Origin of the sequence: Pseudomonas sp. USTB-Z (assembly GCF_019691255.1) — a bacterium.
Classification (GTDB): Bacteria; Pseudomonadota; Gammaproteobacteria; order Pseudomonadales; family Pseudomonadaceae; genus Aquipseudomonas; species Aquipseudomonas alloputida.
This window is the reverse complement of sequence record NZ_JAECZP010000030.1, coordinates 45,363-68,239: the sequence shown is the minus strand read 5'-3', so window position 1 is coordinate 68,239 and position 22,877 is coordinate 45,363. Positions and strand designations below refer to the sequence as shown.

The 22,877-nt window shown below is 61.7% G+C and carries 20 protein-coding genes and 1 pseudogene; 11 read left to right on the top strand and 10 right to left on the bottom strand.

Going from position 1 to position 22,877, the window contains the following annotated elements:
• The 4 genes and pseudogenes from I8746_RS25020 to I8746_RS25005 all read left to right on the top strand — a co-directional run.
• Window positions 1-297: pseudogene (locus I8746_RS25020) on the top strand (hypothetical protein); the annotation flags it as partial.
• A gap of 90 nt (window positions 298-387) precedes the next feature.
• Window positions 388-1,284, top strand: a complete 897-nt coding sequence (locus tag I8746_RS25015; protein WP_012051438.1) for a formate/nitrite transporter family protein — start codon at window positions 388-390, stop codon at window positions 1,282-1,284.
• A gap of 281 nt (window positions 1,285-1,565) precedes the next feature.
• Entirely contained in the window at window positions 1,566-2,639 is a 1,074-nt protein-coding gene (locus I8746_RS25010) for a diguanylate cyclase (RefSeq protein ID WP_088512936.1), read from the top strand.
• A gap of 51 nt (window positions 2,640-2,690) precedes the next feature.
• The gene (locus tag I8746_RS25005; RefSeq protein ID WP_221101149.1) at window positions 2,691-5,276 is read left to right on the top strand and encodes an EAL domain-containing protein; all 2,586 of its coding nucleotides are present in this window, start codon (window positions 2,691-2,693) and stop codon (window positions 5,274-5,276) included.
• A gap of 14 nt (window positions 5,277-5,290) precedes the next feature.
• On the opposite strand, the gene I8746_RS25000 is transcribed toward I8746_RS25005, so the two are convergent.
• From I8746_RS25000 to I8746_RS24970, 8 genes are all read right to left on the bottom strand, one after another.
• Window positions 5,291-5,629, bottom strand: coding sequence for a DUF2025 family protein (locus I8746_RS25000; RefSeq protein WP_012051435.1), 339 nt, complete (start codon window positions 5,627-5,629; stop codon window positions 5,291-5,293).
• A 219-nt stretch (window positions 5,630-5,848) separates the two neighbouring features.
• Window positions 5,849-6,718 carry an HlyD family secretion protein gene (locus I8746_RS24995; RefSeq protein WP_161773486.1) on the bottom strand — a complete coding sequence of 290 codons (870 nt, stop codon included), beginning with the start codon at window positions 6,716-6,718 and terminating at the stop codon, window positions 5,849-5,851.
• Between the two features lie 12 nt (window positions 6,719-6,730).
• On the bottom strand, window positions 6,731-6,937 hold the full coding sequence (locus I8746_RS24990) for a DUF1656 domain-containing protein (RefSeq protein WP_012051433.1): 207 nt from the start codon (window positions 6,935-6,937) through the stop codon (window positions 6,731-6,733).
• The gene (locus tag I8746_RS24985; protein ID WP_221101148.1) at window positions 6,924-8,912 is read right to left on the bottom strand and encodes an FUSC family protein; all 1,989 of its coding nucleotides are present in this window, start codon (window positions 8,910-8,912) and stop codon (window positions 6,924-6,926) included. Before I8746_RS24985 ends, I8746_RS24990 begins: the two co-directional genes overlap by 14 nt.
• A 204-nt stretch (window positions 8,913-9,116) precedes the next feature.
• Entirely contained in the window at window positions 9,117-9,233 is a 117-nt protein-coding gene (ccoM, locus tag I8746_RS27380) for a cytochrome c oxidase subunit CcoM (protein WP_003254862.1), read from the bottom strand.
• Window positions 9,234-9,368: 135 nt separating this feature from the next.
• On the bottom strand, window positions 9,369-9,530 hold the full coding sequence (locus tag I8746_RS24980) for a hypothetical protein (protein WP_003254864.1): 162 nt from the start codon (window positions 9,528-9,530) through the stop codon (window positions 9,369-9,371).
• Between the two features lie 67 nt (window positions 9,531-9,597).
• Window positions 9,598-9,927, bottom strand: a complete 330-nt coding sequence (locus tag I8746_RS24975) for a hypothetical protein (RefSeq protein ID WP_014755547.1) — start codon at window positions 9,925-9,927, stop codon at window positions 9,598-9,600.
• A 63-nt stretch (window positions 9,928-9,990) separates the two neighbouring features.
• Window positions 9,991-10,686, bottom strand: a complete 696-nt coding sequence (locus I8746_RS24970; RefSeq protein ID WP_221101147.1) for a M949_RS01915 family surface polysaccharide biosynthesis protein — start codon at window positions 10,684-10,686, stop codon at window positions 9,991-9,993.
• A gap of 150 nt (window positions 10,687-10,836) precedes the next feature.
• Here I8746_RS24970 and rapA point away from each other — a divergent pair, with 150 nt between their 5' ends.
• Together rapA and I8746_RS24960 are read left to right on the top strand one after the other, a co-directional pair.
• Window positions 10,837-13,683, top strand: coding sequence for an RNA polymerase-associated protein RapA (gene rapA / locus I8746_RS24965; RefSeq protein WP_003254868.1), 2,847 nt, complete (start codon window positions 10,837-10,839; stop codon window positions 13,681-13,683).
• Between the two features lie 276 nt (window positions 13,684-13,959).
• Window positions 13,960-16,224, top strand: a complete 2,265-nt coding sequence (locus tag I8746_RS24960; protein ID WP_221101146.1) for a bifunctional diguanylate cyclase/phosphodiesterase — start codon at window positions 13,960-13,962, stop codon at window positions 16,222-16,224.
• On the opposite strand, the gene I8746_RS24955 is transcribed toward I8746_RS24960, so the two are convergent.
• Entirely contained in the window at window positions 16,124-17,011 is an 888-nt protein-coding gene (locus tag I8746_RS24955) for an NAD(P)-dependent oxidoreductase (RefSeq protein WP_221101145.1), read from the bottom strand. The genes I8746_RS24960 and I8746_RS24955 overlap by 101 nt on opposite strands.
• Window positions 17,012-17,203: 192 nt before the next feature.
• Window positions 17,204-17,515 carry a DUF2288 domain-containing protein gene (locus tag I8746_RS24950; RefSeq protein WP_221101144.1) on the bottom strand — a complete coding sequence of 104 codons (312 nt, stop codon included), beginning with the start codon at window positions 17,513-17,515 and terminating at the stop codon, window positions 17,204-17,206.
• A 360-nt stretch (window positions 17,516-17,875) separates the two neighbouring features.
• On the opposite strand from I8746_RS24950, the gene I8746_RS24945 reads away from it, so the two are divergent.
• The 5 genes from I8746_RS24945 to I8746_RS24925 all read left to right on the top strand — a co-directional run bounded on the left by I8746_RS24945 (window position 17,876) and on the right by I8746_RS24925 (window position 22,819).
• Window positions 17,876-18,991, top strand: a complete 1,116-nt coding sequence (locus I8746_RS24945; RefSeq protein ID WP_221101143.1) for a branched-chain amino acid ABC transporter substrate-binding protein — start codon at window positions 17,876-17,878, stop codon at window positions 18,989-18,991.
• Between the two features lie 185 nt (window positions 18,992-19,176).
• The gene (gene livH / locus I8746_RS24940) at window positions 19,177-20,100 is read left to right on the top strand and encodes a high-affinity branched-chain amino acid ABC transporter permease LivH (RefSeq protein ID WP_003254876.1); all 924 of its coding nucleotides are present in this window, start codon (window positions 19,177-19,179) and stop codon (window positions 20,098-20,100) included.
• Window positions 20,097-21,353, top strand: coding sequence for a high-affinity branched-chain amino acid ABC transporter permease LivM (locus tag I8746_RS24935; protein WP_003254877.1), 1,257 nt, complete (start codon window positions 20,097-20,099; stop codon window positions 21,351-21,353). Before livH ends, I8746_RS24935 begins: the two co-directional genes overlap by 4 nt.
• Entirely contained in the window at window positions 21,350-22,117 is a 768-nt protein-coding gene (livG, locus tag I8746_RS24930) for a high-affinity branched-chain amino acid ABC transporter ATP-binding protein LivG (RefSeq protein ID WP_003254878.1), read from the top strand. Before I8746_RS24935 ends, livG begins: the two co-directional genes overlap by 4 nt.
• Window positions 22,118-22,819: an ABC transporter ATP-binding protein gene (locus tag I8746_RS24925; RefSeq protein WP_003254879.1), complete on the top strand. Its 702-nt coding sequence runs from the start codon at window positions 22,118-22,120 to the stop codon at window positions 22,817-22,819. It abuts the gene before it with no gap.
• The last annotated feature ends 58 nt before the right edge of the window (window positions 22,820-22,877 follow it).

Below are 22,877 nucleotides of genomic sequence, written 5' to 3'. Positions count from 1 at the left end.
ATGGTCACTTGTGATGCTGATAATCTTTTTGACTATCAGTCCGTACTCACAAGCACCCACACGAATTGCTTGATTCAATTTGTTAAAGAGCGTTTGGTTAAGAGCTTTTCGCCCCAACCGAGGCGCGCATTCTACGCTTTCCTCAGAACCTGTCAAGCGTTTATTTTGAAGTTTTTTACCACTGCTTTCTTTCGAAAGCTAACAACTTCAACAACTTACCGCTTGCCCCGAAGCGTTCATCGCTGCGAGGAGGCGAATAATACGCGCTTTGAAATCAGAGTCAACACCTTGTTCTGAAAAACTTTTCCATCAACGTTTTGCCGCTAACCGGCAACTAATGAAAGCGCCGTGGATCTGTAAAGAAACACACCACGGAGCGTAGCGGCCATGAGCGATGGGCAAAGCGAGAAAACCCCCGGCCTCTCTGCAGATGAAGAGCAGGAGGTCAGCCACAGCCAACCGCCGCGGGCGGCTGTGCTGCACGAAATCATTCGCTACCAGGGCGACCAGGAACTGGAACGTACACTTGCCGCGTTGTGGTGGTCCGCACTTGCCGCCGGCCTGTCCATGGGGCTGTCGTTGATGGCCATGGGGCTATTCTACGCCCGCCTGCCGGAAGGCGATGGTGCCCAGGTGGTCGCCAGCATCGGCTACAGTGCGGGCTTTCTTGCCGTGATCCTGGCACGCCAGCAACTGTTCACCGAAAATACGCTCACCGCCGTGCTGCCCGTCATGACCGCCCCTACGCTGGCCAACTTCGGACGACTGCTACGCCTCTGGGGCGTGGTGTTGTTTGGCAACCTGGCAGGCACCCTGCTGGTAGCCTGGGTGATGCTGGAACTGCCGATCTTCGACAGCAAGACCGATGTGGCATTCCTGGAGGTCGGTCGCAAGGTAATGAAGAACGACATCAGCCAAATGTTCGCCAAGGGCATAGTCTCAGGCTGGATGATTGCCACCATGGTCTGGATGATCCCTTCAATGGAGCACGCCAAGATCTGGATCATTCTGATGATCACCTACCTGATGGCCCTTGGCGATTTCACTCATATAGTGGTGGGGTCAGTCGAAGTGTCCTACCTGGTGTGGGCTGGCGACGAAACCTGGAGCCGTTTCTGGCTGGAATTTGCACTGCCGACGCTGGCGGGCAACATCATCGGTGGCAGTTTCATCTTCGCCTTGATCAGCCATGCGCAAGTGCGCAGTGACAGTGGCAAACCACCCTCGCGGCTTCTGAACGACGACCAGCCCCAGTCCGCGCGCAGCAGACATGAGCCAAAATGATACTCAGCGTGCCGCTACGGTGAGCTCATGCCCCTGGCCCTGCTTACTCATGGGCCAGGGCTACACATCCGTTCTGCCCGCCATGCGGTGACTCCAGATTGCCCCGCTCCCGTCCGCGGCGCGCTCAGTCGCATCTGAGCCTGGTTATCGACGGCCCACCACAGTGATCGAATCAACCGTGAATTGGCTTGTAAGGTCATTTCTCGCCGAAGTAACACTGTTCAACAATATTCATCCGAATTATGCGATGAACGGTACACCGGCAGAAGAAGATCAGCATTATGGACAATCGCATCGGCAAAGGGCTTTCATTCGTCAAGCGCATCTACCTGCCGCGGGTCATTGGCCTGGGAATCGGCCTGTTCACTGTCATGGCGGCGATTGCGCCGCTGTCGCCCCCCTCCTGGACATGGCTGCTAGTACTGTTCAATGGTTTGCTGTGGCCGCACGTGGCCTACCAGTGGGCTGCCCGCTCGACAACGCCTTACCAGGCGGAACAGCGCAACCTTCTGCTGGACTCGCTGATGGGCGGGTTCTGGACTGCCGCCATGCACTTCAACCCGCTACCCAGCGTGACCGTGCTGTCGATGATGACGATGAACAACGTCGCCGCCGGCGGCAAGCGCATGGTCTTTCGCGGAGCGCTGGCGCAACTGGCTGGCATGCTCGCCGCCATCCTGCTGCTTGGCCCTGGCTTGCAATTGATCGCCACGCCCCTGCAGGTCTATGCGTGCCTGCCAATGCTGGCGCTGTACCCACTGGCCTTGGGCTGGGTGTGCTACCAGCTTGCGATCAAGCTGGGCGACCACAAGCGCCGGCTGAGCGCCCTGAGCCTCACCGACAGCCTGACCGGGCTGTTCAACCACGGCGCCTGGAAGGACCTGCTGCAGCTCAAGTTCCAGGCGTGCAGGCAGCGACAGGGGCACGCGGTGATTGCCCTGATCGACATCGATCACTTCAAGACCATCAACGACACCTTTGGCCATGTGGTCGGCGACTGTGTACTGCGCCAGCTCAGCGCTGAGCTGCGGCGCAGTTTGCGCGAGGGCGACCAGGCCGGGCGTTACGGCGGCGACGAATTCTGCGTGATCCTGCCCGAAATCAGCGAAGCCCAGGCCTGCCAAGTCATGGAGCGTCTGCGCGAGCGGGTTTCCAGCTACCGCAACACACAGTTACCGCACCTGCGCATCAGCCTGAGTATCGGCCTGTCACCCTTCGAGGCCAACCTCGAGTCCCCCGAGCACTGGCTCGAACAGGCGGACAAGGCGCTGTACATCGCCAAGCACGCTGGCCGCGATCAGGTCAATTTTGCCCGCGGTGAAGCTGCCGCGCTCAGGCTGGCCTATCCTGATTGAACCTCCTTCCTGTCTGCCTGGAGGGAGGTTGCCTGAAGGAGCCGCTCGCGCATGGCCAGGACCGCCAAGCTTCTACCCGCTAGCCCCACACCGCGCTTTCAGGTGCGCCACCTCATTGCCGGTTTCAGCGCAGTGTTCGGCCTGGCTTGCCTGGTCATTCTCGGCGCTCTGTTCAATATCGCCAGCACACTCGACCAACAGGAGCGCCAGCGTAGCGCCTTCCATGCGAACCAGGCGCTGGAACAACGGCTGCTCGCCTCGCGCCAGTTTCTGTCCAGCTATGCCGTATGGGATGCAGCCTTCGAGCACCTGTCGGGCCAAGCCGACTGGCAATGGGCCTACGAGGAAAAGAACGTAGGCGAGTCGCTGTACAGCGCCAGCGGCTACGAAGGGGTGTTCGTAGTGGAAAACGACCGCACCACCTATGCCTTGTTCAAAGGCCAGCCCAGCCAGGCAGGCGCTGACAGCTATATAGACACACCACTGCAGCCGATCATCGAACAGGCCCGCGCGGCGGCGATTTCACGCGAGCAGGTCACCCGTTTCGTGCTGTTCAATGGCTGGCCGGCCGCACTCAGTGCAGCAGCCGTGCGCCCGGACCGGGAGGTTACCGACAGCGAGGTGAGTCAGGCGCCGGTGATGCTGTTCATTGACCAGCTCACCGAAAGCAAACTGGCGCAGTTGGGCAACGGCGCCGGCCTGACGGGCATGCACGTGGAAAAGGAGGATATGCAGGATCACAGCCACCTGCGCATCGACCTGGGCGACACCGGCTACCATCTGACCTGGAACAGCCCACTGCCGGGGCGTCAGATGCTGCGGGCAGTGTTGCCAGCACTGTTGTGCGCACTACTGATACTTGGCTTGGTGATGCTGTACCTGTTCCGCCATGCCTTGCGCAGCTCCCGGGCAATCGGCCTCACGCTCGTGCATCTGCAACAAAGCAACCAGGCCCTGGAGGCCAGCGAGCAGCGTTTCCGCGCGGTGGCCGAATCGGCATCCGACTGGATCTGGGAAACCGACCGGCATCAACGCCTGACCTACCTGTCGCAACGCTTCGCCAACGTCACCGGCTACCCGGTAGACGGCTGGCTGGGCCACCCGCTCAACCAGTTGCTGGCCTGCGACACCACGCCGTTGTCACCTTGGCTCGACGCCCTGGCTACCGCCGACCCGCAGCAATTGGCCAACCTGCGCTGCACTTACCGCGACCAGAATGGCCAGAACCGCTACTGCCGGATATCCGCCCGCGCTATCTGGCGCGATGGCAAGGCCATCGGTTTTCGGGGTACCGCCAGCGATATCACCGACGAAGTCGACGCCCACGCGCGCATCCAGCATCTTTCGCTGCACGACCCACTGACCGGGCTGGCCAACCGCAACAAACTCGCCCGGCACTTGGAGCAGGCCTTGTTGCGCGGCAGTGACTCGCCGCCGCTGACCTTGTTGCTGCTGGACCTGGACAACTTCAAGCCGATCAACGACTCGCTCGGTCATGCCGCCGGAGATGCCGTGCTGCAAGAAGTGGCAACGCGCCTGCGCGACACCACCCGCGATGGCGACCTGGTCGCGCGTCTGGGCGGCGACGAGTTCATCCTGGTACTCAGCGGCATGGACAACAGCAGCGAGATCGACCGCTTCTGTGCGCGCCTGATCGGCCTGCTGCAGCAACCCATCGTCTTCGAAAACCAGCCGCTGCACATTGGTGCCAGTATTGGCGTTGCCCAGACGCGCAACCAGGGCTTCGATGCAGGTGAACTGATCCGCTGCGCCGACATCGCCCTGTACCAGGCCAAGGCCGATGGAAAGAACACATGGCGCTACTTCGTTGCCGAAATGAACCAGCAGATCCAGTACCGCCGCCAGCTGGAGAACGACCTGCGCCGGGCCCTGCGCAATGAGGAGTTCGAGTTGCATTACCAGCCACGCTACCGCCTCGACGACCTGCGTATCGTCGCGGTCGAGGCCTTGGTGCGCTGGCGGCATCCACAGGAAGGGTTACTGGGGCCGGACACCTTCATTCCGTTGGCCGAGCAGAGCGACATCATTGTTGCGCTGGGCCGCTGGGTGCTTCGCGAAGCTTGCCGCACTGCCCATGACTGGCCAGCCGACGTGCTGGTTTCGGTCAACCTGTCGCCTGCGCAATTCTTGCGCAGCGATGTGGTAGCCGACGTGCGCGAAATTTTGCTCGACACGGCCTTCCCCGCCCAGCGGTTGGAACTGGAGATTACCGAGAACGTGATGCTCAACGACATCGAGGGCGCGCTAGGCACCATGCTGTCGCTCAAGGAGCTAGGGGTGCGCCTGAACATGGATGATTTCGGCACCGGCTATTCGTCGTTGGGCTACCTGCGTACTTACCCGTTCGACAGCATCAAGATCGACAAACGCTTCATCAGCGGCCTGAACAACAACGGCGGCAGCGACCGCGCTGTGGTCCAGGCCATCATCAACCTGGGTGAGGCGATGGGGCTGACAGTGACAGCCGAAGGCGTGGAAAGCGAACATCAACTCAAGGCGCTGGAAAACGATCGCTGCCATGAAGTGCAAGGCTATTACCTGAGCATGCCCCTGGACAGCGCCGGATTGGCGGCGTTGTTGCACCAAACCTCCCAAAGCACTGCACAGCCCTTGTAGACGCGGCCTTGCTCCTAAACAGACTGAGTGTGCTGCTGCAGGCTGCGCTGCGCCACGATTTCGGGCAGATCACAGCGGCGCAGGTAGGCGCGCAGCGGTTCACCAATGTTCAAGCGGTCATCCACATGCTGATCCAGCAACAGCGACAGCCGTTCGCGGCACAACACCATGCGCAGCCCTTGCTCGGGCCGCCAGACAAACTCGCTGCAGGGGGTGATACTGGCGTCGGCCACGTCCATGCCGAACGCGTCCTCGGAGAAACGCACGATATGAACACCGCGCTTGCCGTGAAAACCGACAAAGCCCTTTAGCTGATCGGCGGCGTTGCAGATATCCTGGGAAGTGATGGCCATGACGTAACCTCGCAATGAAATCGGAAGATACGCACGCCTGGCGGAAGAAGGGTTGCCTCTGTCGGGCAACTCACAGCGGCAGCCTAACGCAACTGGCGGGCCGTTCGCCAAGTTTTTTCGTGCCCGACGTCGTCGACGACCTCAAGCTGTACTGCCTTCACCACACGACCCGGCTGTACCGCTTCGACCGTTACATCTCTGTCTATTGAGGCAGCACCATCACTGCGGGTCGCGGTCCTCATGCACTTGCACACTCGCCGTCATACCCGCACTCAAGGTCAGCCCTTCCGGCACCTGATCCAGGCGAATCCTCACAGGTATGCGCTGGGCCAGTCGTACCCAGTTGAAGGTCGGCTCTACCTCCGGCAGCAACTGGCTGTCCGGGTTGCTGTTGCGGTCGGTGATGCCGCGGCTGATGCTCTCCACGTGCCCCTGCATCGGTTCACCCGTGCCCATCAGCCACACCTTCACGGTGTCCCCAACGCGAATGCGCGGCAGCTTGGTTTCCTCGAAATAGGCCTGGATGTAGAACGTCGAATCATCCACCAGCGCCATCACCGATTCCCCGGTGTTCACATAATTGCCTTCGGCCAGACGCAGATTGGTGATATGCCCGCTGCGCGGTGCCCGCACCTCACTGCGCGCCAGGTTGATCCTGGCCACCTGCAACTGCGCCTCGGCCTCATGCAACTCGCCACGCGCGATGGCGGCATTGATCTGGGCGTTTTCACGCAACTCGGCACTGATCGCCTCTGGCCCCAAGGCAGTACGCCGGGCTGCTTCACGCTCGCGCAAGCGCAGTTGCTGGGCGCGGGTCTCGGTCACCGCGCTGGCCTGATCTAGCGCGGCCTGGAAGCGCTCGCGGTCAATGCTCATCAACAAGTCGCCAGCCTTGACCTGCTGGTTGTCATGAACCTTGAGTTCGCGAACCCAGCCAGACACGTCAGGCGCAATCACCACCACATCGGCGCGCACACGGGCATCGCGCGTCCATGGGGTGAGCATGTAGTACTGCCACAGCTGGTAGCCGGCCAACACGGCCAGGGCCACCACACACAGGGTCACCAGAATACGTACGGCCGCACGCATCGAAACACTCCTTTATAAAGTTCCCAGCAGACGTACCACCAGGAACAACACACAGACGAACAGCGCTGCGTCGAACAGCGCTTCATGCCAGATCCAGCGCCCCAACGGTGTGGCATGCACCACCAGGCGCAGCAGGCCGGTGAGCAGCAGCGCCAACAACACATAAAGCAGAAACGGGCTGAGCAGCACACCGCCCACTTCCCACTCACGCAAACCCATGGGTGTCCTCCTGCCAGCGGCACCATTTGCCCCAGCTTTTCTGCAATTGCAGCACCGCCCCCTCGGCCAGCCGGAGCGGGTCGCTGGCTGGCAACCGACGCAAGGCTGCAATGAACTGCTCACTGGCAGCATCCAGCCGCTGCCCACGCCCGGCAGCCGGCCCTTTGGCCAGCACTGCTTCCACGTGTTGCAGGTACTCGCGCTCGGCCCGCCCCAAAGGGGCCTGGGCGACCGCCAGGCACATGCGCAGGTGCACCAGTTCGTCGCCGATATCCAGCCCGTGCAGGCCGTCATCCCAGCGTTTGCGTTCGCCTTCCGGTAATTCACTGGCATGCCGCGCCAGTTGCATCAGCCGGTCGGCCATGCGCCCGCCAAACCAGCTGTCAGCCCCGCGCAGGTCGCGCCGGGTCAGGCGCACCAAGTCGTTCTGCGTTGCAGCACGCAAGCGCCGGCCCAGCCAGGCCGGGTGGCGGAACACCAGTAAGCGGAAGGCCATGACCGCTGCCGACACCCCCACCAGCATGGCCAAGGCACTGTTCAACATGGTCGCCACGCCGAACTGCATGGCGTTGAGCGGCGACACCAGCACAATGAAGTGCAGGCAATAGGAAGTGGCTGTAGCCCCGGTACGCGGATGGGCCATGCCCAGTGCACCAACAAACAGTGGCACGCCCATGCCCAGGCAGAGCATGGCGAAACTGCTCCATTGCGGCAGCATGATCTGCCCGACCAGAAACGCCGCCGGTATCGCCAGGAATATCCCGCGCAGGAAACTCAGGCCGATCTGTGCGCCGTTCTCGCGACTGGCGAACAGGCTGCAGACCACGCAGGTCAGCACCAGGCCACCCGGTGCCGAAGGCCAGGCCGTGGCCAGCCAGAAACCACTCATTACCAGGAAGGCCAGCGCACTGCGCGAGCCGAACAGCAAGGCCAGCGACCAGTCTCGGTGCACGGCCAGACCCTGGGACACGTCCTTGGGCGCCCTGCCCGCCTCCACATCCTCAAGTGCCTGGCTGGCGGCCATGGCATAGTCCAATAGCAGGGCCATGCGCGCCAGGCAGAAGTGCTCCGCCGAACTGATCTGCTCGTCGTGTGCGGCATCCCAGATACGCTGACGCAACAACAACAGGCTGGGCTGGTCGGGTTGGTCGAGCAGCGTACGCACTTCCTGCAACCAAGGCGTCAAGTGCTCGACCTCACACTCATCCAGTTGCCGCCACTGGCGGCGCACCGAACGGGAAATACGCAACAACACCAGCAGTTTCTGGCTAAGGCCACGAATGGCACGGGCACGTTGGCGCCCGCGATTGCCCTCGAACCAGGCATGTTCACGTTGGCTGTCGATGGCAACGATGCGTCCCAGGCTTTCCAGCAGGCCTTTGCGCGCCTCGTCCTCTCCGCCCAGCATGGCGCTGGCGGCCTGCAGGCCGTTCTGCCAGGCCTGCCGCGCCTGCCCACCCAGTTGCTGCTCGACCCGCATGGGCCAGAGCAAGGCACTGCTGGCTGTTGCACAGAAAATACCCAGGCAGATCTCGGTACAGCGCGCCACGGCCTGGTCGAATACCTGCAGGGGGTGGTCAATGGCCGGCAAGGCAATGATCGCTGCGGTATAGCCGGCCAGCACGAAAGCATAGGCCCAGGCGCTGCGCAACTGGGTGGACGCGGCAGTACACAGGGCCAGCCACAGCGCCAAGGCAAGCAGGAACAGCCCGGGGGTCTGGGCGAACAGGCCGATGAACAGCACTGACATGACTGTGCCGACCAACGTGCCGGCCAACCGCGCCAAGCCTTTCTGCACCACCATGCCCGATAGCGGCTGGGCGACGATGAAAGCAGTCATCAATGCCCAGGAGGGTTGCTCCAGCCCCCAGCGCATCGCCAGCCACAACGCCAGGCCGCCACCGAGCAGGGTCTTGATGGCAAACTTGAGGGCGAGGCTGCTGGGCGCGAACAGGGCCTGAAAGGTGATGGGCACGAGGCGGACCTTGCGGGGAAAAGTCTTGCTGAAAAGATAGACAATGATAAGCAGAATAAAGCGGAAACGATTAATTAGCTAGCTAATCATGTATATGCGATGGGCCTGCACTGAGAGGGACAGCTCAGGCAATAAAAAATGCAGGCAAAAAAATGGGCGACCGAAGTCGCCCTAAATGCCTTGCGTGCTCGTGTACCCGGAAGGTCAGCGCGGCTTGCGCTTGTTCGAGTCCTTCCAGATGAAAATGCCCAGACCGGCAAAGAAGGCGACCATCAGCCCGACCGTTACCACACCGGCGATAACCACGTTGTCGAAGAACATGCTGGCCTCCCCATTCGTTTGCCGTTGTCCGATGGGTACACGTTAACCAATGTGGCGGCGGGAAAAATTGATCAGTGTCAATGGTGCCCGAGGCCGGGCACGCGAGCGGGGCGCAGGGTTGACCTGCGTCAAGTTTCAACGCTTCTTAGGTTTGCCCTTGGGCTTCTTTTTCTTGCTGGTACTCAAAGGCAGGGCCTGCTCGAAAGCATTGCGCATTTCGTTCAGCCGCTTTTCCTTGAGGTCGTGGACGCGCTTGGCACGTTCGGCATCGAAATCGATGAGGTTGTCTTGGCTCATGGGTGGGCTCGACGATCAACAGAGAAATGCATGATGAAGCCAGGCGCAGGCGCTGACCAGCCCCGTATCAGACTTCGATGTCCACCAGCAGTCCTTGGCGTACATGCTCGCCCATCAATGGCGCTACCGGCACGGTATTGTCGGCATTGACCTCGTCACCCGGGACGGCATCGTAGCGTTCCTGCTCGCCCTTATTGCGGTGTTGCTGCTGGCGGCGCTGTTCATCGCGCAGCAACAATACCTGCTCCTGCGGGTCGCGCTGGCGCTTGAGGTCAATGGCACTTTCGCCGGACGCAGGCTGCGTCGGCACCACCGGCTTGATATCGGGGGTTGGCTTGACCGGGTCCTGTTGCGAGGTGACCGGGGCGGCACTGAGCGGAATGATCGGCGGCAGCATGGACGTTCTCCTATGCCCCCTGTATCGGCAGGCGCAGCTTTACCTTGATGTCATGGACAACATTTACTCGGCTTCGTCACCCGGCTCGTCGTCGACTGGCGGACTGGCCTCGCTCCAGGGCCGCTTGTACACCTGTTGCCAAACCGCATCCATATGATCGCGTAACACCTGCGGCGCGGCTTTCAGCGAAGCGCTGTCCTCGCGCTCACCACCGATCGGTTCCTCGCCCGCCGGGGTGATCAGCGACTGGCCGGTAATGGTGTAACTGGCCTGCCCTTCACGCATCTCGATGGCGATGTCATGCGGGTCGATACCGCCGCCGCAGAACGCATGGCTGGCCACCGTTATCTCGGCCACACCATTCTTGTTCAGGTCGCTCACATCACTGACGTCATTATAGAAGCCCACGTCCAGGTCCAGCCCCGGGCAGGTCGTTTCCTGCTCGACCTGCCAACGCGCCTTGAAGGTGTCGTTCTCGGCCGTGCGCCCGTACAAGGTGGCCTTGAGCACCACCTTGTCCACTTCCTGTTCGCTTTCCAGGTCGCTGGCCTGGCCATCGCTGCGGCTCAGGACCAGCAGCCCTTCGCCGTCACTGTCACGAAAGTGCACGCTCTTTATCGGCGTCTGTACGCCCAGTACCTCAAGCTGCTCCATCGGAATGGGGGGCAATGTCTCAAAGTTTTTCTGCTCGCAGGCGCTCAGCAGCACCAGGCTGCCCACGGCCATCGAAGCGCTGATCCAGCGGTGCTTGGCAGACATGTTGATCCGGGGCCCTCGTCGGCGGCGCTGTGCAGGGCGATGAAACGACTAGACTGTGCCTTTCGATACCTTTCGGTGCTATCGGCACTTTGGTCTGACCGGCCGATCCGTTAACATAATCGGCTTTTTCATCGCGGGAGTTCAGGCAGTATGGCGCAGCAGTATCAACCGGGGCAACGCTGGATCAGCGACAGCGAAGCAGAGCTCGGCCTGGGTACCATCCTGGCGCAGGATGGCCGCCTGTTGACCGTGCTCTACCCGGCCACTGGCGACACCCGCCAGTATTCCCTGCGCAATGCGCCGCTGACCCGCGTGCGCTTCTCGCCAGGTGACCAGATCACCCACTTCGAAGGCTGGAAGCTGACCGTACGCGAAGTCGAGGACATCGACGGGCTGATGGTCTACCACGGCCTGGACGGGCAGAACCAGCCTCGCACCCTGCCCGAAACCCAGTTGTCGAACTTCATTCAGTTCCGCCTGGCCAGCGACCGCCTGTTCGCCGGGCAGATAGACCCACTGTCGTGGTTCAGCCTGCGCTACAACACCCTGCAGCACACCAGCAAGCAGATGCAATCGGCACTGTGGGGGTTGGGCGGCTGCCGTGCACAGCCCATCGCCCACCAACTGCACATTGCCCGCGAAGTCGCCGACCGCAGCGCCCCGCGCGTTCTGCTGGCCGACGAAGTGGGCCTGGGCAAAACCATCGAAGCCGGCCTGGTCATTCACCGCCAGCTGCTGTCGGGGCGCGCCAGCCGCGTACTGATCCTGGTGCCGGAAAACCTCCAGCACCAGTGGCTGGTGGAAATGCGCCGGCGCTTCAATCTGCAAGTGGCGCTGTTCGACGCCGAGCGCTTCATCGAAAGCGACGCCAGCAACCCGTTCGAGGATGCCCAACTGGCGTTGGTTGCCCTGGAGTGGCTGGTCGACGACGAAAAGGCCCAGGACGCACTGTTTGCCGCTGGCTGGGACCTGATGGTCGTCGACGAAGCCCACCACCTGGTCTGGCACGAAGACCAGGTCAGCGCCGAATACGGCCTGGTCGAGCAACTGGCCCAAGTGATTCCGGGCGTACTGCTGCTCACCGCCACCCCCGAGCAGCTTGGCCAGGACAGCCACTTCGCCCGCCTGCGCCTGCTCGACCCCAACCGTTTTCACGACCTGGCCGCTTTCCGCGCCGAAAGCGAGCACTACCGCCCGGTAGCAGAAGCGGTGCAGGAACTGCTCGACGAGGGCCGCCTGTCGCCCAAGGCCCACGCCACCATCCTGGGCTTCCTGGGTGCCGAAGGCGAAGCCCTGCTGGCTGCGGTCAGCGACGGCGACACCCAGGCCAGCGCCCGGCTGATTCGCGAACTGCTGGATCGCCACGGCACCGGACGCGTGCTGTTCCGTAACACCCGTGCGGCGATTCAGGGCTTCCCCGAGCGCCAGTTGCACCCCTACCCGCTGGCCACGCCCGAGCAATACCGCAACCTGCCAGCCGGCGAGCATGCCGAGCTGTACCCGGAAGTTGCCTTCCAGGCCCAGGGTGAAGTGGCCGATGACGAGCGCTGGTGGCGTTTCGACCCACGCGTCGACTGGCTGATCGACACCCTGAAGATGCTCAAGCGCACCAAAGTACTGGTGATCTGCGCCCACGCCGAAACCGCCATGGACCTGGAGGACGCCCTGCGCGTGCGCTCCGGCATCCCGGCCTCGGTGTTCCATGAAGGCATGAGCATCCTCGAGCGCGACCGCGCCGCTGCCTACTTTGCCGATGAAGAGTTTGGCGCCCAGGTCCTGATCTGCTCGGAAATCGGCAGCGAAGGCCGCAACTTCCAGTTCGCTCATCACCTGGTGATGTTCGACCTGCCAGCGCACCCCGACCTGCTCGAACAGCGCATCGGCCGCCTTGACCGGATTGGTCAGAAGCACACTATCCAGTTGCACATCCCGTACCTGCAAGACAGCCCGCAAGAGCGCCTGTTCCAGTGGTACCACGAAGGGCTCAACGCCTTCCTCAACACCTGCCCCACCGGCAATGCCCTGCAGCACCAGTTCGGCCCACGCCTGCTGCCGCTGTTGGAAGGCGGCGATCACAAGGCCTGGGATACCCTGGTGGCCGACGCCCGCAGCGAGCGCGAGCGCCTGGAAGCCGAACTGCACACTGGCCGTGACCGCCTGCTGGAGCTCAATTCCGGCGGCGCCGGCGAAGGTCAGGCGCTGGTCGAGGCCATTCTCGAACAAGACGACCAGTTCGCCCTGCCGATCTACATGGAAACCCTGTTCGACGCCTTCGGCATCGACAGCGAAGACCATTCCGAGAACGCACTGATCCTCAAGCCGAGCGAGAAGATGCTCGATGCCAGCTTCCCGCTGGGCGACGATGAAGGCGTGACCATCACCTATGACCGTGGCCAGGCGCTGTCACGCGAGGACATGCAGTTCCTCACCTGGGAGCACCCGATGGTGCAGGGTGGCATGGATCTGGTGCTGTCAGGCTCGATGGGCAACACCGCCGTGGCGTTGATCAAGAACAAAGCGCTCAAACCAGGCACCGTACTGCTTGAACTGCTGTTCGTCAGCGAGGTGGTGGCACCCCGCAGCCTGCAACTGGGCCGCTACCTGCCGCCGGCGGCACTGCGCTGCCTGCTCGACGCCAATGGCAACGACCTGGCGTCACGCGTTGCCTTCGAAACCCTCAACGACCAGCTCGAGAGCGTACCGCGCGCCAGCGCCAACAAGTTCGTCCAGGCCCAGCGCGATGTGCTGGCCAAGCGTATCAGTGGCGGCGAGGAGAAGATCCTGCCGGCCCACAACGAGCGCGTGGCCGAAGCCCAGCGCCGCCTCACAGCCGAGGCCGACGAAGAGCTGGCGCGCCTGGTGGCATTGCAAGCGGTCAACCCAAGTGTGCGTGACAGCGAAATCGACGCCCTGCGCAAGCGGCGCGAAGATGGCCTGGCAATGCTGGAGAAGGCCGCCCTGCGCCTGGAGGCCATTCGCGTGCTGGTGGCTGGCTAACGCAGGCCCCGCGCCCTTGTGGGAGCGGGCACGCCCGCGAACACCGGCGAAGCCGGTGGCATCCATCGCAGTGGATGCTTCGCGGGCTCGCCCGCTCCCACAGGAAGGCATCAGGGCCCCGAATTTATTCCTCACTGCGATTGAAGTTATAACCAAATCGTAGAAATCATTGTGCCATTAGTCAGGAAGGCTTAAGTACTCCTTCCTATACTGCCTCTGGACAGTCTGCACAGGGTTGTAGCGCAGACGAGTGAAAACTCGATCAAGAGGCATTCCATGGAATGGCTGGGGCTGCAACTGTTCGCCGATCTTCCCGCAACCGGGCGCATCGTCATCGACTGCCGTCATGAACCGCTCTTGGTTCTGCTCGCCTACTTCGTTGCTTGCGCGGCCTGTTTCGCCACCCTCGACATGGCCGAGCGCCAGTCCCACAGCGACGACCCCACCGCCCACCGGCAATGGAACATGCTAGGAGCCTGCTGCCTGGCAGGCGGCATATGGGCCATGCACTTCATCAGCATGCTGGCCTTTCGGGCCCCGGTAGAAGTGCACTACGACGTATCCCTGACCATTCTTTCGCTGCTCATCGCACTGGGCGTGGCCTGGCTGGCCATGCACAGCCTCGAACGCAGCAAGATGCGCGCGCACCACTGCGTGCCGAGCGCAGGGCTGATCGGCCTGGGCATCATCCTCATGCATTTTGTCGGCATGGCCGCGATGGAAACGGGTGCCCGCCAGTACTACCAAACCGGCTTGCTACTTGCCTCTGCCGCCATTGCACTGCTCACCGCCCTGACCTCGCTGTACCTGGCCCGCTACTTGCGCAATGGCAGCGGCACCCTGTACCAAGCCATGAAGTACGGCGCCAGCCTGCTGATGGCGGGCGGCATCGTCGCCACTCATTTCACAGCGATGTCGGCCATGACCTTGGTCATCCCTGCCGATACCGCACTGCGCCTGCCGTCTGGCGACAACAGCCTGCAGCTGGGACTGGGCATCGGCTTCATCACCCTGCTGATCAGTGGCGCCAGCATCAGCGCCGCACTGGCCGACAAGAAGCTGCAAAGCAAGGAGCACGACCTGCGCCGGGTCAGCGTACTGCTCAGCCAACTGGACCAGGCCCGCGCTTCGCTGCAGCAGGCGGCGCACTATGATGCCCTGACCAACCTGCTCAACCGCCGCGGATTCAACCAGGTGTTCGCCGAGCGCCTGGTCGAAACTCAGGCCAGCGAAAACCGCCTGGCCGTGATGTTCCTCGACATCGACCATTTCAAGCGCATCAACGACAGCCTCGGCCACGACGCCGGTGACGAGCTGCTCAAGGTAATCGCCCACCACATCAAGGCCGCTACCCGCAGCCACGACCTGGTTGCGCGTTTTGGTGGCGACGAGTTCTGCGTGGTCACCAGCCTGAACAGCCGCGACGAAGCCCGCCACCTGGCCCAGCGCATCATGCAACGGATGAAAGACCCCATCGACCTGGGCGGACGGCGCATGGTCATGACCACCAGCATTGGTATAAGTATCTTCCCAGACGATGGCGGCACAGCCGAAGAGTTGCTCAAGCATGCCGACCTGGCCCTCTACCAATCCAAGGACAACGGACGCAACAGCCTGAATTTCTTCAATGACAGCCTGAAGGCTCGCGCGTCGATCGCCTTGCAACTGGAAGAAGAGCTGCGCCTGGCGCTGCTTGAAGAGCGCGGGCTGTGTGTGCACTACCAGCCGATCTTCGACCTGCGCAGTGGGCAAGTGGCCAAACTGGAAGCGCTGGTACGCTGGCAGCATCCTCAACATGGCCTGCTCGGGCCCGACCGTTTTGTCGGCATTGCCGAAGCCAACGGCCTGATCATCGACCTGGACCTGTGGGTGCTGCGCCACGCCTGTGCCGACCTGGCCCACTTACAGCGCCACGGCTACGACGAGGTCCAGGTCACGGTCAATTGCTCGGCAGTCACCCTCAGCCACGACGAACTGCCCAACGAAGTTGAAAAGGCGCTGTTCCACGCCAGCCTTGCGCCGCGCCACTTGGAGCTGGAAGTGACCGAAAACGCCCTGGTGGGCGATATCCAGCGCACGGTCAGCCTGCTCAAACGCGTCCGAGCCTTGGGGGTGACACTTTCAATCGATGACTTTGGTACCGGCTACTCCTCACTGGCCTACCTCAAGCGCCTGCCATTGGATGTGCTGAAGATCGACCGCACCTTTCTGCAGGATGTACCGGGCAGCCAGAAAGACCGCGAAATTGTCCAGGCGATCATCGCCATGGCGCATACCCTGCACCTGCGGGTAGTCAGCGAGGGCGTGGAAACCGCCGAACAGCGGGCGTTCCTCGAAAGCCATGGCTGCGACTACCTGCAGGGGTACCTGTTGGGGCACCCCGTACCGCTGGCCGAGTTGCGCCCACTGCTGGAGCGGTTGCAGCGCCAGAGCGGCCGGATCACACCTTGTTGCGGTACAGCTCAACCAGGGTCGCCGGATCTTTTTGCAGGTAACCCTGGCTACCGTGCAAGCGCATCAGTTGCGCGGCAAGGCCACTGAGTGGCGTCGCCGAGCCTTGCTCGCGGGAAAACTTGACCGCGCCATCGAGGTCCTTGAGCAGCGTGCGTACGTGCCACTTGATTGGCTCGAAGTGGCTCTCGGCCATTTGCGGCGCAAGAATCTGCAATGGCTTGGAATCGGCAAAGCCACCCGCCAGCGCTTCAGCGATCAGCGTCGCGTCCACGCCCGACTGTTCGGCCAATGCCACCACTTCTGCAATTACTAGGGCATTGCACGCGACGATCATCTGGTTGCACGCCTTGGTCACCTGCCCCGTGCCTACCGCGCCCATATGCGTCACGCGCTGACCAAGCACCTCCAGCACCGGGCGTGCACGCTGCAGATCGGCCGCTTCACCGCCCACCATGATCGCCAGCGTGCCCGCTTCGGCACCGGGCGTACCGCCAGAGACAGGTGCATCCAGCCAGGCCATGCCGCACAGTGCTGCCAGTTCGGCAGCCATTTCACGGGTGGCGGTGGGTTCCAAGCTAGAGAAATCGATCAGCAACTGGCCGCTGCGCCCGCCCTGGGCAATGCCTTGCTCGCCAAACACCACCTCACGCACCACCGCCGTGTCGGCCAGGCACAGTAGTACCATGTCGCTGTCACGGCACAATTCGGCCGGGCTGCTGGCCAGGCGCGCGCCAGCAGCGACCAGTGCGGCGCACTTGTCCGGGCTGCGGTTCCATACCGTCAGCGGATAACCCGCTGCCAGCAGGCGGCGGCACATGGGCAGGCCCATCAGGCCGATGCCGGCGAATCCAAGCGAAGGTAGTGCAGTGCTCATCGATAAACTCCTGACTGATTCGAACATTTCCCAGGCGGACTACGATTCCGTTGGCGCCTGGCAGAACGACGGCCACATTACGCATCCCGTAAACTGTTACCGCCACGCCGAATTGTTACTTCCCTCTACCCGCCTTGATCGCTTTCAAGCACCAAAACGGAGCTGATGCGTATTTTTGCGCACCAAAAAAGATCACGCTTCTTCCTGGCCCTTCACCTGTATCACGATGAACGGCGAAACCACCACCGCCCAGATCTCTGGGCCGCGGCTTTGCAGGTCCAATGCCTGCTCGGCCGATACCGGCCCAACAGTGCCATCACTACGCCACTTGGCGAAGATCTCGCTGCGATTCTCGGCCATCGCCTCAGCAACGGCGATCAGGTCAAGGCTAGGGTCGACCCAAATCAGGTCACCCTTGGCCCAAAAACGCTCCAGCGCTTTCCACTCGATGATTGCCGTCTCGCCAAGCAATTTGGCATAGAGGGTGCTTGTTTGATCAGTCATGGGTGGTATCCGCAAAAAATCGGTCAATAAAAAAGGCCGGCATTTTTGCAGAAAAACCCGGTTTCAAATATGTAATTTGGTCGATTGGCCCCGAAGTTGTGGGACGGGGTCGCAGATGCAGGCAGTTTGATGGCGCCTTTCTGTATCTTTCTGTCGATCAAGCGACAACGCAGGAAAGACGCACTTTTCGACCGCTTTTCAAGCGCTCGAACAGCGCTCTACACTGTACCGGTACAGTTCCGGGACATGTTCCGGGGGAAGGTGGGCTAGCGCGTTGGCATGGCCACGCCGCAAATCCCGCCCGGTCTGTAGCCCTGGCCGCCAGGACTATAAGAATTACAACAGAATGAGTGGAGCACTATGATCAAGATTTCCAAGCTGTTCGCCGCAATGGTACTGGCCGGGGTAGCCAGCCATTCGTTTGCCGCCGATACCATCAAGATCGGCATCGCCGGTCCCAAGACGGGTCCTGTGACCCAGTACGGCGACATGCAGTTCATCGGCGCCAAGCAAGCCATCAAGGATATCAACGCCGCGGGCGGCGTGGATGGCAAGATGCTCGAAGCCAAGGAATACGACGACGCCTGCGACCCTAAACAGGCCGTGGCAGTCGCCAACAAAGTGGTCAACGACGGCGTCAAGTTCGTGGTCGGCCACCTGTGCTCCAGCTCCACCCAGCCTGCGTCCGACATCTACGAAGACGAAGGCGTGATCATGATCACCCCGGCCGCCACTTCGCCGGAAATCACCGCCCGTGGCTACAAGCTGATCTTCCGCACCATCGGCCTGGACAGCGCACAGGGCCCGGCCGCCGGCAACTACATCGCCGACCACGTCAAACCGAAGGTCGTTGCCGTCCTGCACGACAAGCAGCAGTACGGTGAAGGCATCGCCACCGCCGTCAAGCAAACCCTTGAGAAGAAAGGCACCAAGGTTGCCGTCTTTGAAGGCCTGAATGCCGGTGACAAGGACTTCTCCTCGATCATCCAGAAGCTCAAGCAGAACAATGTCGACTTCGTCTACTACGGCGGCTACCACCCAGAGCTGGGCCTGATCCTGCGCCAGGCTCAGGAAAAAGGCCTGAAAGCCAAGTTCATGGGTCCGGAAGGCGTGGGTAACGACTCCATTTCGCAGATCGCCCAGAACGCTTCCGAAGGCCTGCTGGTCACCCTGCCGAAATCGTTCGACGCAGACCCGGCGAACAAGAAGATCGTCGACGCCATCAAGGCTGACGGCAAGGACCCAAGTGGCCCGTTCGTATTCCCTGCCTACTCGGCTGTCGAGCTGATCGCTCAAGGCATCAAGAAAGCCGGTTCCGATGATACCGACAAGGTGGCCGAGGCCATCCACAAAGGCACCTTCAAGACCCCGACCGGCGACCTGTCGTTCGACGACAAAGGCGACCTGAAAGACTTCAAGTTCGTGGTCTACGAATGGCACTTCGGCAAGCCGAAGACCGAAGTCTCCCCTCAGTAACTGCGTGACTAATAGCTGACCTACGAGCCCACTGTGCGAGCAGTGGGCTTCGTTTTATGAGGTTCATGGGCCCGATCCCCGCGATCCGGGGGCAGGCTCACCTGAAAATCTTAAAACCGTCACCCGCGGTTTCCTGGCCGTACCCCTGCCAGTGAAATGCAAATCAGGTTTTTAGGAGCGCTGTAATGCCTGAGATCTACCATTTCTTCCAACAACTGGTTAATGGATTGACCATCGGCAGCACCTATGCCTTGATCGCCATCGGCTACACGATGGTGTACGGCATCATTGGCATGATCAACTTCGCCCACGGCGAGGTGTACATGATCGGTTCCTACGTGGCCTTCATTGCCCTGGCGGGCCTGGCCATGATGGGTATCCATTCGCTGCCGATCCTGATGACCGTCGCCTTCGTAGCGACGATCTTCGTCACCAGTGCCTATGGCTACAGCATCGAACGGGTTGCCTACCGCCCCCTGCGCAACAGCAACCGTCTGATCCCGCTGATTTCCGCCATCGGCATGTCGATTTTCCTGCAGAACACGGTCTTGCTTTCGCAGGACTCCAAGGACAAGTCCATCCCCAACCTGATCCCCGGGAGCTTCTCCTTCGGACCAGGCGGTGCTGAAGAAGTACTGATCAGCTACATGCAAGTCCTGGTGTTCGTTGTCACCCTGGTGGCCATGACACTGCTCACCCTGTTCATCTCTCGTTCCCGCCTGGGCCGCGCCTGCCGCGCCTGTGCCGAGGACATCAAGATGGCCAACCTGCTGGGCATCAACACCAACAACATCATCGCCCTCACCTTCGTCATCGGTGCCGCCCTGGCTGCCGTGGCGGCCGTGCTGCTGAGCATGCAGTACGGGGTGATCAACCCCAACGCCGGTTTCCTGGTGGGCCTGAAGGCTTTCACCGCGGCGGTACTGGGTGGCATCGGCAGCATCCCGGGCGCCATGCTCGGCGGGCTGGTGCTGGGCGTGGCCGAAGCGTTCGGTGCCGATATCTTCGGCGACCAGTACAAGGACGTGGTGGCATTCGGCTTGTTGGTTCTTGTCCTGCTATTCCGGCCGACCGGCATCCTGGGCCGCCCGGAGGTTGAAAAAGTATGAACAGAAATCTCAAACAGGCGTTCTTCAGCGCCTTGCTGGTCTGGGCCGTGGCCTTCCCGGTACTGGGCCTGAAACTGAGCATCGACGGGATCAGCCTGGTCGTGCACAGTCAGGGCTCGTTCACCATCAGCATCATCGCCGTGTGTTCGGTGCTGATGTTCCTGCGCGTGCTGTTCGACAAGCAGTGGAGTTCGGTGATGGGCCGCCGATCGGATCGCAAGCTGATCCCCCCGGCAGTCAGCAACTACCTCACCCTGCCCAAGACCCAGCGCTACGTCATCATCGGGTTGATCGTAATGGCACTGGTATGGCCGTTTTTCGGCTCTCGCGGTGCGGTCGACATCGCCACGCTGATCCTGATCTACGTGTTGCTGGGCCTGGGCCTGAACATCGTGGTCGGCCTGGCGGGCCTGCTCGACCTCGGCTACGTAGGCTTCTATGCCGTCGGTGCCTACAGCTACGCCATGCTCTCGCATTACCTGGGCTGGAGCTTCTGGGTGTGCCTGCCGATTGCCGGCCTGATGGCTGCCACCTTCGGCTTCCTGCTCGGCTTCCCGGTGCTGCGCCTGCGTGGTGACTACCTGGCGATCGTGACCCTCGGTTTCGGTGAGATCATCCGCCTGTTCCTGCGTAACCTCACCGATTGGACCGGCGGCCCTAACGGCATCAGCAACATCCCCAAGCCGGAGTTCTTCGGCCTGACCTTCGAACGCCGTGCGGCCGAGGGCATGCAGACCTTCCACGAGTTCTTCGGGCTGCAATACAACTCGATCAACAAGGTCATCTTCCTGTACCTGGTGGCCCTGCTGCTGGCCCTGCTGGCGTTGTTCGTGATCAACCGCCTGCTGCGCATGCCGATCGGCCGCGCCTGGGAAGCCCTGCGTGAAGACGAGATCGCCTGCCGTGCACTGGGCCTGAACCCGACCGTGATCAAGCTCTCGGCATTCACCCTGGGTGCCTGCTTCGCCGGTTTCGCCGGCAGCTTCTTCGCCGCGCGCCAAGGCCTGGTGACGCCGGAGTCGTTCACCTTCATCGAGTCGGCGATCATCCTCGCCATCGTCGTGCTGGGTGGCATGGGTTCACAACTGGGCGTGATTCTCGCGGCCATCGTGATGATCCTGCTGCCTGAGCTGATGCGTGAGTTCAGCGAATACCGCATGCTGATGTTCGGTGCGCTGATGGTGTTGATGATGATCTGGCGTCCGCAAGGCCTGCTGCCTATGCAACGTCCACACATGGAGCTGCGTCGATGAGCCGCGAAATTCTGCAAGTCAGCGGCCTGAGCATGCGCTTCGGCGGCTTGTTGGCGGTCAACGGCGTGGCCCTGACCGTCAAGGAAAAACAGGTGGTGGCGTTGATCGGCCCGAACGGCGCCGGCAAGACCACCGTGTTCAACTGCCTGACCGGCTTCTACAAGCCCAGCGGCGGTACCATCCTGCTCGATGGCCAGCCGATTCAGGGCCTGGCCGGCCACCAGATCGCCCGCAAGGGCGTGGTGCGGACCTTCCAGAACGTGCGGCTGTTCAAGGAAATGACCGCACTGGAAAACCTGCTGATCGCCCAGCACCGCCACCTCAACACCAACTTCTTCGCCGGCCTGTTCAAGACACCGAGCTTCCGCCGCAGCGAGAAGGAGGCCATGGAACGCGCGCAGTACTGGCTGGAGAAGGTCAACCTGACCGAGTTCGCCAACCGTACGGCCGGCACCCTCGCCTACGGGCAGCAACGCCGCCTCGAAATCGCCCGCTGCATGATGACCCAGCCACGCATCATCATGCTCGATGAACCGGCAGCCGGCCTGAACCCGAAGGAAACCGAAGACCTCAAGGCTCTGATCGCCTACCTGCGTGAGTCGCACAACGTCACCGTGCTGCTGATCGAGCACGACATGAAGCTGGTGATGAGCATTTCCGACCATATCGTGGTGATCAACCAGGGTACCCCCCTGGCCCATGGCACGCCGGAGGAGATCCGCGACAACCCTGACGTGATCAAAGCCTACCTGGGGGAAGCGTAAATGCTGAAGTTCGAAAACGTTTCCACTTTCTACGGCAAGATCCAGGCGCTGCACAGCGTCAACGTGGAGATCAACCAGGGCGAGATCGTCACCCTGATCGGCGCCAACGGTGCCGGCAAGTCGACCTTGCTGATGACCCTGTGCGGCTCGCCGCAGGCGCACAGCGGCAGCATCAAGTACCTGGGTGAAGAGCTGGTCGGCCAGCCCTCCTCGCACATCATGCGCAAAAGCATCGCGGTAGTGCCGGAAGGCCGTCGCGTGTTCGCGCGCCTGACGGTCGAGGAAAACCTGGCCATGGGCGGTTTCTTCACCGACAAGGGCGACTATCAGGAGCAACTGGACAAGGTCCTGCAACTGTTCCCGCGCCTGAAAGAGCGTTACATCCAGCGCGGCGGCACCATGTCCGGTGGCGAGCAGCAGATGCTGGCCATCGGCCGGGCGCTGATGAGCAAGCCCAAGCTGCTGCTGCTCGACGAGCCTTCGCTGGGCCTGGCGCCGATCATCATCCAGCAGATCTTCGACATCATCGAACAGCTGCGCCGCGATGGCGTGACGGTGTTCCTGGTGGAGCAGAACGCCAACCAGGCGCTGAAGATCGCTGACCGGGCGTATGTGCTGGAGAACGGTCGGGTGGTGATGCAGGGCACCGGTGAGGCACTGCTGACCGACCCGAAGGTGCGCGATGCCTACCTGGGGGGTTGAATGAAAAAGGGCCTTCGGGCCCTTTTTTCTGCCCGCAGGACGTGTATCGTGGCCAGCT